The sequence below is a fragment of the Mesorhizobium kamtschaticum genome (assembly GCF_056174585.1).
On record NZ_CM149691.1, the window covers coordinates 7,116,199 to 7,132,742 of the forward strand.

Below are 16,544 nucleotides of genomic sequence, written 5' to 3' on the forward strand. Positions count from 1 at the left end.
CTCTTACTTGACTGCGCCGGCGGCGATGCCGGCGATGAAATGGCGCTGCAGGAGCACGAAGACGATGAGCATCGGCACGGTCAGCATCACGGCGCCCGCCATGATGCCGCCCCAGGAAACCTTGGTGAGGCCGATCAGCGTGCCGAGCGCCACCGGTGCCGTCATCGAGCCGGGCTGGCTGTTGATCAAAAGCGGCCAGAGATAATTGTTCCAGGAGGCGAGGAACAGGATGATGGCGAGTGCGGCCAGCATCGGCCGCGCCAAAGGCAGCGCGACGAAGAGGAAGATGCGCCATTCCTTCACGCCTTCGACGCGCGCGGCGTCGAACAGATCGTCCGGCATCATCGAAAAACTTTGCCGCATGAACAGCACGCCGAGCGAATTGAACAGCGGTGGCACGATCAGCGCCACCCAGGTGTTGGCGAGCTGGAAATCGCGCGCCACCATGATGAATTGCGGGATCAGCACCACGGCATAGGGCAGCGTGATGGTGCCGAAGATGATGCCGACGACCACGCCTTTGCCGAAGAACTGGTAGCGTGCCAGCGCCCAGCCGGCCATCGACGTCAGCAGCACCGAGAGGACGGTGTAGGTCACCGCCACGGAAACGGAGATGCCGATGGCGCCGACAAAGTTGGTATCGCGCTGCAGATTGTTGAAATTGTCGACGAAATTGCCGTGCGGCAGGAGTTCGATGCCAGGGCTGAAAATGCCGTTGTCGGGCATCGTCGAGAACACCACCATCATCCACAGCGGGAACAGCCAGATCAGCGCCAGCGGGGTGAGGAAAAGATGCAGGGCGATGCTGCGTCTCAGCCTGGCAGAGGAGAGCGAACTCATTGCTTTTCCCTCGTCAGCCACAGCTGGATCAGCGTGATGGCAATCGCCAACCCCGCCATGGTGTAGGCGACGGCCGAGGCATAACCGAAATTGAGCGACCGGAACCCCTGGCGGTAGAGCAGCAGGCCGAGCGTCTCGGTGCCGCCGCCCGGTCCGCCGCGCTCGGTGATCAGGAAGGGCTCGGTGAACAATTGCATGGTGCCGATGATCGACAGCACCAGGCAAAACACGATGACCGGCTTCAACAGCGGCAGCGTGATGTAGAAGAACTGCTTCAGCTTGCTGACGCGGTCCAGCGTCGCCGCCTCGTAGACATCTTCTGGGATGGATTGCATCCCGGCCAGCAGGATGATGGCGTTGTAGCCGGCCCAGCGCCAGGTGACCGCGATCATGATCAGCGCCATGGCCGGCGTGACATTGGAAAACCAGTCGATCTTGGGCAGCCCGACGCTATTCAACAGCTTGTTGACGATGCCGAAATCGAGGCTGAACATCAGCCGGAACACCGCCGAATAGGCGACCTCGCCGACCACGACCGGGGCGAAGAAGGCGAAGCGGTAGAGACCCCTCGCCTTCAGCAGCGGCGAGTTCAGAAGCACCGCCATCACCATGGCCAGTGCGATCATCACCGGCACCTGGATGACGAGGATGAGCAACGTGTTCTTCAGCGCGTTGAAAAAGGCCGGATCGCCGATCAGCCGGCCCCAGTTGAAGCCGGGCGCGAAGCGCCAGGGCACGGTGCGTGTCGCCTGGAACGAGATCATGAACGAGGAGATGATCGGCCACACCCAGAAGACGGAAAAGATAAGCAGATAAGGCGCCAGGAAACGATAGGCCGTGGCGTTGCGGTTGCGCATCTTCCTCCTCCTTCTCTGGTGCCTGATTGTGTCGCGCCTGTTAGCAGCTGGCGTCAATTGTCGATGCCACTGCCGCCCCTCATCCGCCTACCGGCACCTTCTCCCCGTGAACGGGGAGAAGGCAGCTAATGGTTCACTTCACCGGCAATCCAGTCGCTGCGGCGATCTGTTTTGCGGCGTCGTCGAGTGCTGCCTTGGCGTCGGGATAGCCGCCGCCCAGGTACTTGGTCTGCACCGCGCGCACGATGATTTCGGCATCGCTCTGGAACTGCGTGCCGCGGCTGGGGACGACCTTGGGCAAGGTGCCCAGAATATCCTTCCACACCGCCTGGCCACCCCAATAGGGCAGGCCTTGGCTGACGTAGGGATCGTTCAGCGCCGAGACCAGCGAGGGAACGAGGCCGAACTCCTTCAGCATGGTGATCTGGCCTTCATTGGTTCCGAGCGTGTATTTCAGGTACTCGTAGGCCGCTTCCTTGTTCTTCGACGCCGAAGTGATGGCCAGCGACGAGCCGCCGAGATTGGCCGCACGCGGGCCGTCAGCGGTGAGGCTCGGCATCAGATAAACGCCCCATTTGCCGTTTTCGCCGGCCGATTCGGTGCGGATCGTGCCTTCATACCAGCCGCCATAGACCTGGGTGGCGACGGTGCCGGCTGTGTTGTTGGTGATCTTGGTGCCCCAGTCGGCGGACGAGACGATGCCGGCGTCCTTCATTTCCTTGACCTTGGTCATGGCGTCGACGCATTTGGGCTGGTTGACCGTTATCGACTGGCCGTCCTCGGCGAAATAGGCGCAGCCCTGTTCGTTGGAGATCATGCGGAAGAATTCGCTGTCGCCGTTGAAATCGGCATTGGTCATCGAGACGCCTGGATTGGCGGCCTGGATCTTCTTGCCGGCGGCGATGAAATCGTCCCAGGTCTTGATCGATGCCGGGTCGACGCCGGCCTTCTCGTAGAAGTCGCGGCGATAGAAGGCGGCGACCGGGCCTGAATCCCACGGCATGGCATAGGCCTTGTCGCCGACCTCGAGCTCGGTGCGTTTGAAATCGGGGAATTTCTTCTGGTCTTCCGCCGTGTAGCCCAGCGTGTGCAGGTCGACGAAGCAGTCAGGGAACTGGCTCCAGTAATTCTCGGCCTCGCCATTCTCGATGGTGACGATGTCGGGCAGGCCGACGCCGCCGGCGGCACAGCCGGCGATCGACTTGTCGTAGGTCGGCTGGTTGCCGAGATCCTGGACGGTGACCTTGATGTCGGGATGCAGTTTGTTGAAGCCGGCAACCGTCGCCTTCAGCGACGATGCGGCGACATTCCAGCTCCAGATGGTGATTTCGCCGGACTGCGCAAAGGCCGGGGCTGAGCCCAGGGCAAGCGCTAGCGCGGCGCATGTCAGTGTGATGCGCATTGAAATCCTCCCATTTCATTTGCTCTCTCTGCGAGCGTGGCTAGACTATGCAGCGCGGAAGGCTTGTCGCCGACAAAGGGAATACGGAATTGGCGGAAAGTAAGATGCCGGAACGGCCGTTTTACCAGCCAGGCGCCAGCAGCGTGGAAGGCCTGCCACTGCTCCTGCAGATGTTTCACACCGCGCCGCTGGTAATGCTCAAGCCGCATTGGCATGCCCAGGTCGAGGTGAATTTCATCGTGCGCGGCAGCGTGCACTACCGCATGAACGAGCACGAAATTTCCCTTTCGGCCGGCGAGATGTGCTTCTTCTGGGGCGGCCTGCCGCACCAGATGGACGATCTCAGCGACGACGCCATCTATGCCGGCGCGCATCTGCCGCTGGTGCATTTCTTCCGGCTGCACCTGCCGGCCGATGTGCGCCACCGGCTGATGACCGGTGCGACCCTGGTGACCGGCGCCACCGATCAATCCGACAACGACAATTTCGCCCGCTGGAACCGCTATGCCCGCTCGGGCGATCCGGCCAAGGCTGAGCACGCCGTCAACGAACTCCTGCTGCGGCTGGAGCGGGTGCGGTTCGAGCCTTACCGGCTGGTGCCCGAAACCGCGGCCGGGCAGGAAGCCGGCAGCCCCTTCGACCAGCAATCGTCACGCAATGTCGGGCGCATGTGCGATTTCATCGCCGAGAATTTCCTCTACGACATCGACTGCGTGAACATCGCGGCCGCCGCCGACATCCATCCCAAATACGCCATGAGCCTGTTCAAGAAATCGACCGGCATGACGCTCAACGAGTACGTCAACCTTCTGAGGCTAAGCTACGCACAGGCGCTGTTGATGCACCAGGACGCCAATGTGCTGCGCGTCGCCATGGACTCCGGCTTCGGCTCGCTCAGCGCCTTCAACAAATCCTTCCGCAAGCTGGCCGGCATGACCCCCTCCGATTTTCGCAAGGGTCTGCCAAGCGCCAGGTAGAGGCGACAGCCCGTTGCCGCTGGCCTGTCGATGCGAATGCATTGCAGCATCCTGATCGTCGGCTAAGGACGGATCCCGGGAGTTGCCCTGCGCCATGGCTGCGCCGAGACGGAGGCCAAAGGGCCGAAAGGGGCCAGGCCGCGCGCCATTGTGGCGATGAAAGCGCCTGATGAAGCCACCCTTTCCACAGCCTCTCTTTCCTGCCGGAAATCGCCACCTAGGCGCTGGACAGGCCGAATTCCCGTGCTATAACCCACGCGCTTTCAAGGGGTGCCCCACGGCGCCTTGATGAAATCCGGTTCACGCGTTTTCGTTTGCCGGAACAGGCCCAGATAGCTCAGTTGGTAGAGCAGCGGACTGAAAATCCGCGTGTCGGTGGTTCGAATCCGCCTCTGGGCACCATCCCCTCCCGTACACATTCGAACGCTTGCCTCGAATATGTGATCGGCGCCCTCCGCGCCATTCGTGATCAACCGTCGTCGGAACCAACGCGATCGTCAGCGGTTAACGAAGCGAAGGGACCGCAACCAATGGGAGCGGGACAATGGACCTGCTGGATATGGAACTGGCCAAGGCTCGTCAGAGTGTCGGCCGGGCAAAGCTCGATCTCGAACGCGCCGAAGAGTTGCTCGAAGACGAGTGCGGTGTCGGCATCAGCTTGGCGTTGTGCGGCCGGATACGGTCCGCTCAACGTCGGGTGAGCGAGGCCAAACGGCGGATGGTGAAGATCGATCCGCCGGCCCAGAAGGCTTCTACACGATGATCGCGACCCACTCGGAGATCGCCAGGCACGGCGAAGTATATCGCGCCGCCAGGCTGGAGCATTTGGCCAGGCAGATGATGCGCCACATCGAGCGCACCGACGCTTCGGCGCAGAAAGTCGAGCAAGCGCTGGCAAAGCTGGCTGAGGCAAATATAGCCGAGCGGCATTAGCGGCGTCCCGACTGTCAGCCTTCTCCCCTAGCACCCGATTGCCAATGTTTGCCGATCCCTCCGAACCACCGCCTGTAGTCTGACGAAACAACTTTGCTCTCACCGGGCCGCATCGGGATTCAATTTGCTTGGCGCCCCCTCCATCGTAGGGCAAACTTCCCGTGGGGCTGCAGGAGGTGAAATGAGAGCACGTGCAGCGACGCTCGGGGATCTCGAGGATGTCTTTCACGGCCTGTCCAAGCGGATGTCGGACGAATACGCGGCGGCCGGCAAGGACAGCAAGATTGCCTATGACAATCTGATGATGAATTTGAAGGAAGGCCGGGCGCACGCGCTTGTCGAGGGCGAGAAGGCCGTGGCGATCATCGCCTGGCATGAGAACAGCGACGCCGCCGATACGCTGTTTGCCGCCCAGGAGGATTTCTTCCGGGCCTCGACGGTGCGCTTCTGCAAGCGGCACATCAGGCACATCCAGGCGCTCGCCGGCAATCTTCCCATCCACTCGCGCAGCTGGCTGCAAGGCCCTGACGTCGCCAGATGGTTCGGCATTATCGGCTATGTCGAAAGCGGCCAGGAGAATGGCGCCAACCTGTTCGAACTGCCGCCGGCGCGCGCCAGCTAAGGAACCCGGGCTGGCGAGAGGGGTTCCTCCTTGCCGTAAACGCCTGATGTACCTCGCCATCGCCCGCGCAAATTCGTCGGTGCGGGTTACCTCTTCGGCTCCAGGCGCTTTAACCGATGGGGCTCCAGGCGCTTTAACCCGGTGGCCTTGCGAATTGCACACTCGGCCGCTTTGGACTGCCTCAGCAAGCGGCTTGCGCAGGGCGACGATTGGCGGGATGTTATTGGGGGCAACCGGGGCCAAACCGGCAGGCCGAGATCGATATGGCTGCTGGAAAATGTCGCGAGCTTGCTTCGCCTTTCTTACCTTTGTTGGCTTGCTGACGCCGGCCTTTGTTGGCTTGCTGACGCCGGTTGAGGCAAGCGAGCGCATGTCTCATCTGCTTGACCGCTCCAACCTGCCGATCGCCTATTTTCGCGAATCGGATCTTGTGACCGCGTACACGACCGCAATGGCGCGCTTGCGTCTGCAGCTCACAGGGCGTCCCGGCGAAACCAATCTTGCGGTCCCTCTCGAACCATCGCTTTTGCGGGCGGAATTCCGTGCGCGGACATGGCGCTCGGCGGACGGCAGCTTGTTGCAAGGTTTCGCCGGCAAGGGCGGCTTCCGGTTGACTATCGGTAACTGCCTGGCGCGAATCTGCGCCGCCAGCGAATGCAGCGATGCCGGTTGGCCGGTTTACGCCTGCAGCGACGGGCACAAGCGAAAGATGTCCGTCACGGATTTTGTGACGGCAAGCTTCGATGGCGTCCCTTATCGTCGATTGAGCGCCCCTCCTTCACAGGAATGATGGCGCGAGGCCTGTTGATCTACCGCCCGAAGATGGCTTTCATCAGCGGCAGCCTGAAGCGGCCACTCGAAGGGCGCGGTGCGGCTTCTCTGGCAATCCCGCGGCGCTTCTCCTGCGCGATGGATTCCAGTTCCCGGAACAATCCAGCGTCATAGAACCGAAAGGCCTCGACTTTTCGGAACGCCTTGACACCGGCATTGGCGGTCCACTCCTCGCCGCCTTGCTTGGTGACGGCGACGTGCGTTTCGTTCTTCACGATGCGCGCCAGACGCTCTTCATCAGGCTTCTCTCCTGGCGCAAAGAACGGGATGACGCGTCTCATGGTCCCTTGCGCGTCGGACACAAAATCCTCGTATCCCACCAACAGACGCTCGAATTTAATCCGGCTATCCACCCACTTTGCCATGAAGGCAGCCCATCCATCACTTCGGATGAGTGCGAACTCCTTAAAGCTTTCCTTCGTGTCCTGCCCGCCGTCGAGGAGATACAGTTCAAAGTCCGAGACGGTTCCAGGCATGAACGACCGATGCTGGACCAGATAAGGAACATCCGGCAGGATCCGCCCCGATAGATCGAAATCATGGTTCTTCGAGAATTTGACCCCCGGCCGGATGCACGGGAAGGTGCGGCAACAATCGGGATTATCAGTGGGGTAAAACAGGCAGTAATTGAAATCGTTGCCGAAATAGCTCAGGGCAAGCCGATGCATCAGGTGATGTCCACTGCGTGGCCAGCTTATGCCGGCGACGTATCTGATTTTCACTTGGATGATCCCCGAGTCTGCCCTCTTTTGATATCGATGTAGCTAGCTGGCGAACTCGGAGAAGTCTACCGACTTTGACGGGTACCTCCCGACATTTAGGACCATTGTCCGGTGGAATTCGCCAAGCTCGGGCCAACGCTCCAACGTTCGAAGAAGCTGTCCGGCGCGATCTCCAAACCGCCGGTCCGCCCTGTCGAGAACGTCAGCCGGCTTGGCGGAGCATCCGAGGCTCCAAGCCGTTGATTTCCAGACGCTTCCTGCGACTATCGGCATGTGCGCTTGCGCCAGATGAAGGTCGAATCAATGCATTACGACTATTCCGATCATGTCTTCGTCGACCTCGTGCCCGAGCAGTTTGGTCCGCTGGACTCCACCGTGGCGCGATATCGCGGGCTTGTCGCCACCGCCTTTCGCTATCGATCCGGCGTTGCCGGTCTTCGCATCAGCAATGCGAAGGGCGAAATCGTCATGCTGCCGTTCCAGGGGCAGCAGATTTGGGACGCAACGTTCCTCAACCGCTCGCTGACCATGCGTTCGATGTTCGACGAGCCGGTTGCGACCCGGGACTATCTCTCCAACTATGGCGCGTTTTTCCTTCACTGCGGCGCCACGGCAATGGAAAACCCGGGTCCGGACGACCACCATCCGCTGCATGGCGACCTGCCGAACGCACCCTATGGGGATGTCCAGCTGATTGTCGGGGACAATTCAGAAGGGCCATTCATGGCTCTGACAGGGCGCTGCCGCCAGACCGTGGCCTTCAGCCACGACTATGTGATGCAACCGACCGTGCGACTGCAGCGCGACGCCACCGGCGTTGCCGTCGACATCGCCATCACCAATCTGAAACGCTCAGCCATGGAGCTGATGTATTTGGCGCACATCAATTTCAGGCCGGCGGATGACGGCCGTCTGGTCGACAGCGTCGTCGATGATTACGCGGACATCGTCGTGCGCCAAGTGCTGCCACCCTTTTTTACGCCAAGCGAAAGCTACCTTGCCTATCGCGACGCCATTGTCGCCGATCCCCCGCGCCATCGCACGCTGACCAAGAACGAGCCGATCGACCCCGAACTCGTGCTGACGATGAAAGCCAAGGCGGACGCCGAAGGCTGGGCGCACGCCTTGCAGGTCCATCCGGACCAGACGGCGGACTTCGTCAGCTTTCGTCCATCCGAGCTCAACTACGCCGTTCGCTGGATCACGCGCGGCCCCGACCAGGATGCGCTTGGCCTCGTGCTGCCGGCGACCGCCGAGCCCGACGGCTATCTTGCGGCCAAGGAAAGAGGCCGCCTGGTTTGCGTCGCTCCGGAAGGAGTATTCCGCTGCACCCTTCGCTTTGGCGCGATGGACGCGGACATGGCCGCAAAACAGGAAGGCATGATTTCAAGGGTCAAGGCTGCGGGCGCCTAGGCGGCTTCACCGCAAACGCCGCCTGCACCGCGCGGTTGACTGTCACCGGCAGGATCGACATGTGGTTTTCGCCGGCATGCAGCTCGAAGCTCGCGCGCACGCTAGGCAGAGCGCCGAGGCGCTCGGCAATCGCCCGGGCGAATTCGTCGGTGCGCGTCAGCTTCTTCTGCTGCAGGCGTTTTTCCTCGTCCTCCGCTCCGATCTGGAACGGTGCAAGCTTCTCGGTCTCGTACTCGCCTGCCGACAGGATCACATCGGCCTTCAGGTCATCGGGGACAGCCGCCTCGAAAGTTTCGAGAAAACGGTCGATGGCGCGATCTTCCCAATGGATGGCGGGGCTGGCGGCGATGAAGGTGCGGAACGAGAGCGGGCGGGTGAACAAGGCGTAGCGTGCGAACAGGCCGCCGAAGGAATGGCCGTAAAGCGCTTGGCGCTGCTCATCGATCCTGGTCCGGCTGGCGACCCAGGGCTTCAGTTCTTCCTCGATGAAGGCCAGAAAATCCCCTGCCCCACCGGTCCTGACTTCTGATGTGCCCTCGTAGAAGGGCGGATAGGTCTTGCCCGGCGGCGGGCCGAGGTCCCATGAACGGCGCAGCGGGTCATAGGCGCCCGCGACGGGATAGCCGATGGCGACGATGACACCCCAGCCGACATTGGTGCCAAGGGGATAGAAGGCCTGTGCGCGCATGGCATCGACCGTCGTGCCGATGACGGCATTGCCGTCGGTCATATAGAGCACCGGCCAGCCGGCCTCGGGCGCTGGCCCTGACGGCACATGGATGAAGACCCGCCAAGGGTCGCCGCCTGCATTCGAAGCAAGATCGTGGACGGTGGTGTCGGCGATCAAGGCGGGTGATGCCTCTGGCGGGGCGGTCATGGCACTCTCCGGGAACAAAATTCAGCGGCGGCGCAAGAGCCACATCAGCACCGGGCCGCCGATCAGCGTGGCGACGAGGCCGGCCGGGATCTGGCGCGGGAAGATGGCGGTGCGGCCGATCCAGTCGGCGCAGACCATGAGCAGCGCGCCCACGAGCACTGCGCCGACGGCTTGCGGCAGCGCGCGTGACAGGCCGAGCCGACGGGCAAGGTGCGGCGCCATCAGGCCGATGAAGGTCAGCGGCCCGACCACAAGCGTCGAGGCGGCGGTGAGTGCTGCGACCATCAACAGCACCAGAAGCCGCGTTGCCCGCAGGTTGACGCCGAGGCTCTGCACCGCGGCGGATCCGAGCGGCAGCATGTCCAGCCAGCGCATGAAGAGCGGGGCAAGCAGGAACAGGCAGAAGGCGATGGACGAGGTGAAAAACGCCGAACCCGCGTCGACGCCGTAGGTGGAGCCGGTGAGCCAGTTGAGCAGCAGCATGGCGCGTGGGTCACCGGTGGCGGTGAGCACCAGGATCAGCGCGTCGAACAGGGCCGTCAGAGCGACGCCCGCCAGCAGCAACCGCTCCGGCGCATAGGCGGCACGGCGGCCGATCGCCAGCGTCACCAGCAAAGCGGCGAAGGCACCGATGGTGGCGGCGGCGGTCTGCACTGGGCGGCCGGCATCTGACAGCGAAAACAGCGCCACCATCATGCCGAGCGCGGCGCCGGCGCTGATGCCGAGCACTTCGGGGCTGGCCATCGGATTGCCGGTCAGACGCTGCATCATCAGGCCGGCCAGCGCCAGCATGGCGCCGGCGGCCAGCGCGGCGGACACGCGGGGCAGGCGCCAGGACAACAAGGGCTGCAGCTGATCGCCGGATGCGAATGTCCAGCCATGTGGCCCCGGCGCGTAAAGCAAGGCCAGCCCAATCAGCAGAAGCAGCAGGCCTCCGATCGCCGCCAGCAGGAGGCCGGTATGACGGGCGCGCGGCAGGTGCTGCGACCCGAGTGCCGGCGTTTCCAGGCCGAGCGAAAGGCGCGGCAGCAGCCACAGCAGCAGCGGCGCGCCGAGAAGCGCTGTCATCGCGCCGGTCGGCAGCAGATCGCCCTGCGGTCCGGTCGCGACCTGCACGCCCTGATCGGCGGCCCACAGCAAGGCGCCGCCGATGAGCGGCGCCATCAGCAGTTGCTGGCCGAGCCGGCGGGCGCCGCCGATGCGGGCGAGCGTCGCGGCGGCAAGGCCGACGAAGCCGATGACACCAACGGCAGCGACGACGAAGGCGATCAGCGCGACCGCCGCCGCCAGTCCGGCAAAACGATAGGCGCCGAGCGGGACGCCCAGGCTGCGCGCGCCTTCATCGTCGAGGCCAAGCAAGGTCAGCGGCCGCACCATCAGGCCGATCAGCAGCGCGGCGGCGCCCAGGCGCGGCAAGAGCCACAGCGTCGTCGACCAGTCCTGCTGGCCGAGCGAACCGGCGCCCCAGATGAACAGGCTGGCCAGCCATTCGTGCCGCAACACCACCAGGGCCGCACCGATGGCGCCGGCATAGAGGCTGACGACGAGCCCGGCGAGCACCACCGAGAGCGGCGACAGGCCCTTATGCCAGGACAGCGCGAAGACCGCGGCGAGAGCCGTGAAGGCGCCGGCAAGCGCCACCCATTCGCGGCCGTAGGCAAGCAGGGACGGCGCAAGCAGCGTCGCCAGCGCCAGCGCCAGATGGGCGCCGGCCGAGACGCCGACGGTTTCGGGCGAGGCGAGCGGGTTGCGCAGGACCTGTTGCAGCACCGTCCCGGCCAATCCGAGGGCCGCGCCGCAGAGAAGGCTGACGGCGAGCCTGGGCAGGAAGGCGTAGTGGACGAGCACCTGCCGCATATCGTCGATATCGGGGCTTGCCAGCGCATCGAGCCAGAACGCCGGCGGCAATTGCACGACGAGGTTGGAGAGGGTCGCGACAGCGGCCGTGCCAAGAAGCACGACGCAAAGCAGAATCCCGCCCAAGGGATATCTGTCCGATATGCGAGACGACGACGCACGAGCGGAGACGAGGCTGGCGTCGGCGGACAAGATTGCTTGCTGCTCAGCCACCGGCGTGCTCCGCCGTCAGCGCCGCGGCCAGCAGCCGGGCAAAGCGGCTCGCCGAAGGCAGCGCGCCGAACATCAGCGCTGGGGCAAGGCGCATGATCGAGCGGTTGCGCACGAAAGGCATGGCGCTCCAGACCGGGCTTTCGGTCAGCGTGCCCACAGCCCCCTCGGGCAAGGGTTCGAGATAGGCAAGGCGCGCATCGCTTGACGTCGCCAGGCCGTCGATGCCAACGGTTGCAAATCCCCAGTAATTTGTCTCGCCAGTCCAGGCGTTGCGGATGCCGATGCGGTCGAACACCGCCTGAAACAGGCTCTTTTCGCCATAGATGCGCACATTGCGCGGATCAAGGAAGTTGACGACGTAGATCGGCCGCGCCGAAAGCGGTTCCAGCCGCTGCCTGACATCAGAGAAATAAGCCTCCGTCGCCGCGATCAGTGCTTCTCCTTCGCTTTCCTTGCCGACAAGAGTTGCCGGGTCGCCGCGATCGCGCGCCGATAAGGCTGGCCATCCGGCGTGTAGATGCCGATCGTCGTCACCGGCGCCACGCGTTCGAGCAGCGGCTTGATGCCGTCGAGATAGGGAGTGGAGAGGATGATGTCGGGGCGAAGCTGCTGCAGGAATTCGAGATTTGGCTCCAGGATTGTGCCGATATCGGCAACCTGCGGCGGCAGTGGCGGCTCGACCACCCACTTCTCCCAGATTTCGCGATCGGCGACGGCGATTGGCGTAACGCCGAGCGTGAGCAAGGTCTCCGCCAGCCCGTCATCCAGGCAGACGATACGCAGTGGCGGCTTCGCCTCGGCCGCCCATGGCATGAGTGCGGCCAAGGGCAATCCAAACAGCGCGACCGCGCCGCGCCGGGTTATCCAGCCGCGTGCGCGATTGGCTGTCCTGCCGGGCCGGGTTTCCTGGTCTGTTTCCATCTGGCGTGCCTGTCTGGAACTTTGGCCTCGAGCGGCCTGTGCCGGTTGACTATGAAACATGACTTTCATAGTCAACATTAAAGATGCCACCAGGAGTGAACAATCCAGCGGTCGCATGTCGGGCGCTGCGACTCCCCGCCGCAGCCGTGCAGCGCATGCCGACGCCGAATTGATCGGCGGCATCATCTTTTCCCCGCGAACTCGGTCCATATGGAATGATATGGTGGCGTGTCATCCGAGTGCGGACGCGTGTTGCATCCGAGCCAGGCGCCCTAAAAATCGGTGACAAGCGCGGCCGGAATGTGTTGAAGATGAACGTCAACACATAGAGGAACGTGCGATCGGGTTGCGCTCGGCAAGTGTTGATGGTTTGTTGCCGGTCAGCGGAGAACGAGTGATGCGAGAATCCATCGGTCAAGACGAATATGGGTCGGCGAACCCCTTCGATCCGGACGACCTGCCCAATCTGAACGCGATCGGGCCGGGGATCGGCAACAATGATTTCGAGAAATACGCTGTCGCCGTGATCATCGTGTTCGGCGCCCTGATCATTGGCGGCCTGATGGCCGCATCGATGACCTTCGGCCATCGCAACGGGTTCCTCTTCGCACTTGGCGGCGCCACATCGGCCTGGATCTCCGGAAACGCGCTCCTGCTCGACCGGCCGCGCATCTACGCGCTGTTCGTCGGCATCGCCGCCCTGATGCTGATTGCATCGACCGTCACGCTGGTGACCTGACGGCCCTTGCCGGGCCGTGAACCAGAACCTCTCCGAGAGTTCAAACCGATATCAATATCCGAGCGCTTCGCCCGATGCCGCTCGGCTGTCGATGGCGCCATTGTAGCGCGCGCCGCCGCCCTTCTCGATTTCCGCCAGGCTCTTGCCGCCGACGAGGATGCCGGCCGCCTGGCCCCAGGTCTGGTCACTCAGATCAAGGTGGTAGCCCATGCCGGCCAGCAGTCTTTCGGTGTCCGGCGACAGGCCGAACGGCTCGACATAGACCGTATCGGGCAGCCATTGATGGTGGATGCGCGGCGCGTCGATCGCCTCCTGGATGTTCATGCCATGGTCGATGACATTGACGATCGCTTCCAGCGTGATGGTGATGATGCGCGAGCCGCCCGGGCTGCCGATGACCATGAACGGCTTGCCGTCCCTGGCGACGATGGTCGGGCTCATCGATGACAACGGCGTCTTCTTCGGCTGAATGGCGTTGGCTTCGCCCTGAACCAGACCGTAGAGGTTGGGCACGCCGGGCTTCTGGGTGAAATCGTCCATCTCGTTGTTGAGCAGGATGCCGGTGCCGTCGGCAACGACACCCGCGCCAAAGGAGCCGTTGAGCGTGTAGGTGACGGCGACCGCGTTGCCGTCCTTGTCGATGATCGAATAGTGCGTCGTCTCCTTCGACTCGCCAAAGCCCTTCGGCATCAGGTCCTGCGAGACGCCGGCCCGGAACGGATCGATCTTGTCGCGGATGTCCTTGGCGTAGCCTTTGTCCAGCAGCTTCGAGACCGGGTTATCAATGAAGTCGGGATCGCCGAGTGCCGAATTGCGATCGACATAGGCATAGCGCATCGCCTCGACCATGACATGCACCGCCTCGGCCGACCCGGCGCCGAGATAGGACAAGGGATAGCCCTCCAGCACGTTGAGGATTTCGCAGATGATGACACCGCCTGAGCTTGGCGGTGGCGAGGAGGTGATCTCGTAGCCGCGATAGGTGCAGGTCACGGGTTTCAGTTCGCGCACCGCATATTGTTCGAAATCCTGTTTGGCCAGGATGCCGCCCTTGGCGCCGCTCGCCTGGACGATGGCGTCAGCGATGGCGCCTTTGTAGAAGGCATCGGGGCCTTTTTCAGAGATGGCCGAGAGCGAGGCGGCAAGGTCGCGCTGGGTGAGCCGCTCGCCGATGCCATAGGGCTTGTCGTCCGGTTTCAAGAAGGCTGCCGCCGCCGCCGGATCCTTCGCCAGCCGATCCGCGCTGCCGGCAAAAGAAGCGGCATCGCCCTGATTGAGGATGAAGCCATCCTTGGCATAGCGAACAGCCGGCGCCATCAGATCCTGCCTGGACAGCGTGCCGTATTTTTCGCGCGCCATCTCAAAACCGGCCACCGAGCCCGGCACGCCGATGGCGAGATAACCGTCGAGGCTGGCGCCCTTCACCGGGTTGCCGTCCTTGTCGAGATACATGGTCTTGGTCGCCGCCAGCGGCGCGCGTTCGCGAAAGTCGAGGAAGGTCGATTTGCCATCGGCGAAACGGATGGTCATGAAGCCGCCGCCGCCGATGTTGCCGGCATTGGGGTAGACCACAGCCAGAGCATAGCCGACGGCCACAGCCGCATCGACGGCATTGCCGCCCTTCTTCAACACCTCGATGCCGACTTCCGACGCCAGATGCTGGGCCGTTACCACCATGCCGTGTTCGCCCTTGGCCGGTGCGGGTGACGCGGCGAAGACGCTCGTCAAAGGCGTCAGGACAAAGGCGATGGAAAGACTGGCGGCGGTCAGTGTCCGACGGGTGAGATGCATTGCGGGTTCTCCTGGCGGGACGCCCAGAAGAGCCTGTTGGACTGATCGAGTCCACTAACAATTGGAGGAGCGAGAGAAAGAGCCCCCTCACCCGGATTGCCAACCGAATTGCGAAGGGCAATTCGGGGCAATCCGACCTCTCCCCAAGGGGAGAGGAGTTTGTCAGCGCCGGCGCCCGCTCTCCCCTCGGGGAGAAGGTGGCCGCGAAGCGGCCGGATGAGGGGGCTGGCTGGGCCTTAGACAATTCCGCCCGAGCCGCCGGCGACAGCCGGACGCTCGGCCGCGACCTTGGCGCGGTAGCCCGCCGCCCGGTAGGCGGCAACGGGATCGATGGCGCCACCGGTGTTCAGCCGCGCCATGGCGAGAATCGGCTCGACATCGGTGCGGTAGGCCGCCTTCAGCGTCTGCGTTGCCATCAGTGCGTCATTGCCGTCCTGAAAGCCTTCGAGCGCCTTGCGATCAACCAGCAGCGCCTGAGCATAGGCGCGCTGCACCTCGACCGCCGACAGCATCAGGCTTTCGATCGGATCGGTGACGTTGTGGCTCTGGTCGAGCATGTGGGCGGGATCGAAACCCTCGGCGCCGGACAGTTCGGCATCGACCAGTTCGTTGAAGACCAGGAACAGCCGGTAGGGATCGATCGAGCCGGCATCGAGATCGTCGTCGCCATATTTGGAATCGTTGAAGTGGAAGCCACCGAGTTTTTTGAACTGGATCAGCCGCGAGACAATCATCTCGATGTTGACGTTGGGTGCATGGTGGCCGAGGTCGACGAGGCAGAAGGCCTTGTCGCCGAGTTCCTTGGCGATGAGGTAGTTGGTGCCCCAATCCTGCACGACGGTGGAGTAGAAAGCCGGCTCATACATCTTGTGCTCGGTGAACAGCTTCCAGTCCGCCGGCAGTCCGGCATAGACTTGCTTCATGGCGTCGAGATAGCGCTCGAAGGCCTTGGCGAAATTGACCTGGCCGGGAAAATTCGAACCGTCGCCGATCCACACGGTCAACGCCTTCGACCCAAGAGTCTTGCCGATCTCGATGCATTCGAGATTGTGCTCGACCGCCTGACGGCGCGTACCAGCATCGGCATGCGACAGCGAGCCGAATTTGTAGGAGAGTTTCTGGTCCCTGGCATCCGAGAAGGTGTTGGAATTCATGGCGTCGAAGCCGAGACCGAAGCGCGAGGCGGCCTGCTTCAGCCGGTTCGGGTCGGCCTTGTCCCACGGAATGTGAAGCGAAACAGTCGGCGTCGCCTGCGTTAATTGGCTGATGACGGCGCAATCCTCGATCTTGTCAAAGATGTCGCGCGGCTCGCCGGCGCCGGGAAAGCGGGCAAAGCGGGTGCCGCCGGTGCCGACGCCCCAGGACGGGATGGCAACCGCGAATTTTTCCACCTTGTCGCGGATAGCGTCGATGGCGATGCCGCGGCGGTCGAGGCGTTCGCCGAGCGAGGCGTAGTCACGATCGAGGTTGGGTTTGCGGGTGGCGTTGTGGCTGGCGACGAGGTCGGCCGAGATGATGGTTTCGGACAAACTGCTATTCCTCCCAAAAT

At 63.0% G+C, this 16,544-nt stretch carries 17 protein-coding genes and 1 tRNA gene; 8 read left to right on the forward strand and 10 right to left on the reverse strand.

Going from position 1 to position 16,544, the window contains the following annotated elements; genetic code table 11:
* Positions 1-3: 3 nt before the first annotated feature.
* The 3 genes from AC0V7N_RS34990 to AC0V7N_RS35000 form a co-directional block, all read right to left on the reverse strand.
* Positions 4-840: a carbohydrate ABC transporter permease gene (locus tag AC0V7N_RS34990; protein ID WP_172233994.1), complete on the reverse strand. Its 837-nt coding sequence runs from the start codon at positions 838-840 to the stop codon at positions 4-6.
* Positions 837-1,697 carry a carbohydrate ABC transporter permease gene (locus tag AC0V7N_RS34995; protein ID WP_475453436.1) on the reverse strand — a complete coding sequence of 287 codons (861 nt, stop codon included), beginning with the start codon at positions 1,695-1,697 and terminating at the stop codon, positions 837-839. Before AC0V7N_RS34995 ends, AC0V7N_RS34990 begins: the two co-directional genes overlap by 4 nt.
* A gap of 133 nt (positions 1,698-1,830) precedes the next feature.
* A complete protein-coding gene (locus tag AC0V7N_RS35000; protein ID WP_475453438.1) occupies positions 1,831-3,099 on the reverse strand; it encodes an ABC transporter substrate-binding protein in 1,269 nt (422 codons plus the stop codon).
* Between the two features lie 104 nt (positions 3,100-3,203).
* Between AC0V7N_RS35000 and AC0V7N_RS35005 the strand changes: the two genes are divergently transcribed.
* The 6 genes from AC0V7N_RS35005 to AC0V7N_RS35030 all read left to right on the forward strand — a co-directional run bounded on the left by AC0V7N_RS35005 (position 3,204) and on the right by AC0V7N_RS35030 (position 6,421).
* A complete protein-coding gene (locus tag AC0V7N_RS35005) occupies positions 3,204-4,076 on the forward strand; it encodes a helix-turn-helix domain-containing protein (protein WP_027043409.1) in 873 nt (290 codons plus the stop codon).
* A 326-nt stretch (positions 4,077-4,402) separates the two neighbouring features.
* A tRNA-Phe gene (locus tag AC0V7N_RS35010) sits at positions 4,403-4,478 on the forward strand.
* Between the two features lie 142 nt (positions 4,479-4,620).
* Positions 4,621-4,839 (forward strand): hypothetical protein, encoded by a 219-nt coding sequence (locus AC0V7N_RS35015; protein WP_475453440.1) that lies wholly within the window; start codon positions 4,621-4,623, stop codon positions 4,837-4,839.
* Positions 4,836-5,009 (forward strand): hypothetical protein, encoded by a 174-nt coding sequence (locus AC0V7N_RS35020; protein ID WP_475453441.1) that lies wholly within the window; start codon positions 4,836-4,838, stop codon positions 5,007-5,009. The genes AC0V7N_RS35015 and AC0V7N_RS35020 overlap by 4 nt, the downstream gene beginning before the upstream one ends.
* A gap of 181 nt (positions 5,010-5,190) precedes the next feature.
* The gene (locus AC0V7N_RS35025; RefSeq protein WP_475453443.1) at positions 5,191-5,631 is read left to right on the forward strand and encodes a hypothetical protein; all 441 of its coding nucleotides are present in this window, start codon (positions 5,191-5,193) and stop codon (positions 5,629-5,631) included.
* Between the two features lie 277 nt (positions 5,632-5,908).
* Positions 5,909-6,421 (forward strand): hypothetical protein, encoded by a 513-nt coding sequence (locus tag AC0V7N_RS35030; protein ID WP_475453445.1) that lies wholly within the window; start codon positions 5,909-5,911, stop codon positions 6,419-6,421.
* Between the two features lie 19 nt (positions 6,422-6,440).
* On the opposite strand, the gene AC0V7N_RS35035 is transcribed toward AC0V7N_RS35030, so the two are convergent.
* Entirely contained in the window at positions 6,441-7,184 is a 744-nt protein-coding gene (locus AC0V7N_RS35035) for a sulfotransferase family protein (protein WP_475453446.1), read from the reverse strand.
* 288 nt (positions 7,185-7,472) lie between these two features.
* Between AC0V7N_RS35035 and AC0V7N_RS35040 the strand changes: the two genes are divergently transcribed.
* A complete protein-coding gene (locus tag AC0V7N_RS35040) occupies positions 7,473-8,597 on the forward strand; it encodes a DUF4432 family protein (protein ID WP_496627621.1) in 1,125 nt (374 codons plus the stop codon).
* Here AC0V7N_RS35040 and AC0V7N_RS35045 read toward each other — a convergent pair.
* From AC0V7N_RS35045 to AC0V7N_RS35060, 4 genes are all read right to left on the reverse strand, one after another.
* Entirely contained in the window at positions 8,578-9,474 is an 897-nt protein-coding gene (locus AC0V7N_RS35045; protein WP_496627622.1) for an alpha/beta hydrolase-fold protein, read from the reverse strand. The genes AC0V7N_RS35040 and AC0V7N_RS35045 overlap by 20 nt on opposite strands.
* A 21-nt stretch (positions 9,475-9,495) precedes the next feature.
* Positions 9,496-11,457 carry a Fe(3+)-hydroxamate ABC transporter permease FhuB gene (gene fhuB, locus AC0V7N_RS35050; RefSeq protein WP_475453450.1) on the reverse strand — a complete coding sequence of 654 codons (1,962 nt, stop codon included), beginning with the start codon at positions 11,455-11,457 and terminating at the stop codon, positions 9,496-9,498.
* 79 nt (positions 11,458-11,536) lie between these two features.
* A complete protein-coding gene (locus AC0V7N_RS35055; protein WP_475460662.1) occupies positions 11,537-11,977 on the reverse strand; it encodes a TroA family protein in 441 nt (146 codons plus the stop codon).
* A complete protein-coding gene (locus AC0V7N_RS35060; RefSeq protein WP_475453451.1) occupies positions 11,974-12,465 on the reverse strand; it encodes an ABC transporter substrate-binding protein in 492 nt (163 codons plus the stop codon). Before AC0V7N_RS35060 ends, AC0V7N_RS35055 begins: the two co-directional genes overlap by 4 nt.
* Before the next feature lie 397 nt (positions 12,466-12,862).
* Between AC0V7N_RS35060 and AC0V7N_RS35065 the strand changes: the two genes are divergently transcribed.
* Positions 12,863-13,204 carry a hypothetical protein gene (locus AC0V7N_RS35065; RefSeq protein ID WP_475453453.1) on the forward strand — a complete coding sequence of 114 codons (342 nt, stop codon included), beginning with the start codon at positions 12,863-12,865 and terminating at the stop codon, positions 13,202-13,204.
* Between the two features lie 51 nt (positions 13,205-13,255).
* Here AC0V7N_RS35065 and ggt read toward each other — a convergent pair whose 3' ends face one another.
* Together ggt and rhaI are read right to left on the reverse strand one after the other, a co-directional pair.
* Positions 13,256-14,995 carry a gamma-glutamyltransferase gene (gene ggt / locus AC0V7N_RS35070; protein ID WP_475453455.1) on the reverse strand — a complete coding sequence of 580 codons (1,740 nt, stop codon included), beginning with the start codon at positions 14,993-14,995 and terminating at the stop codon, positions 13,256-13,258.
* A gap of 236 nt (positions 14,996-15,231) precedes the next feature.
* Positions 15,232-16,524, reverse strand: coding sequence for an L-rhamnose catabolism isomerase (gene rhaI, locus AC0V7N_RS35075; RefSeq protein WP_475453456.1), 1,293 nt, complete (start codon positions 16,522-16,524; stop codon positions 15,232-15,234).
* Positions 16,525-16,544: the final 20 nt, after the last annotated feature.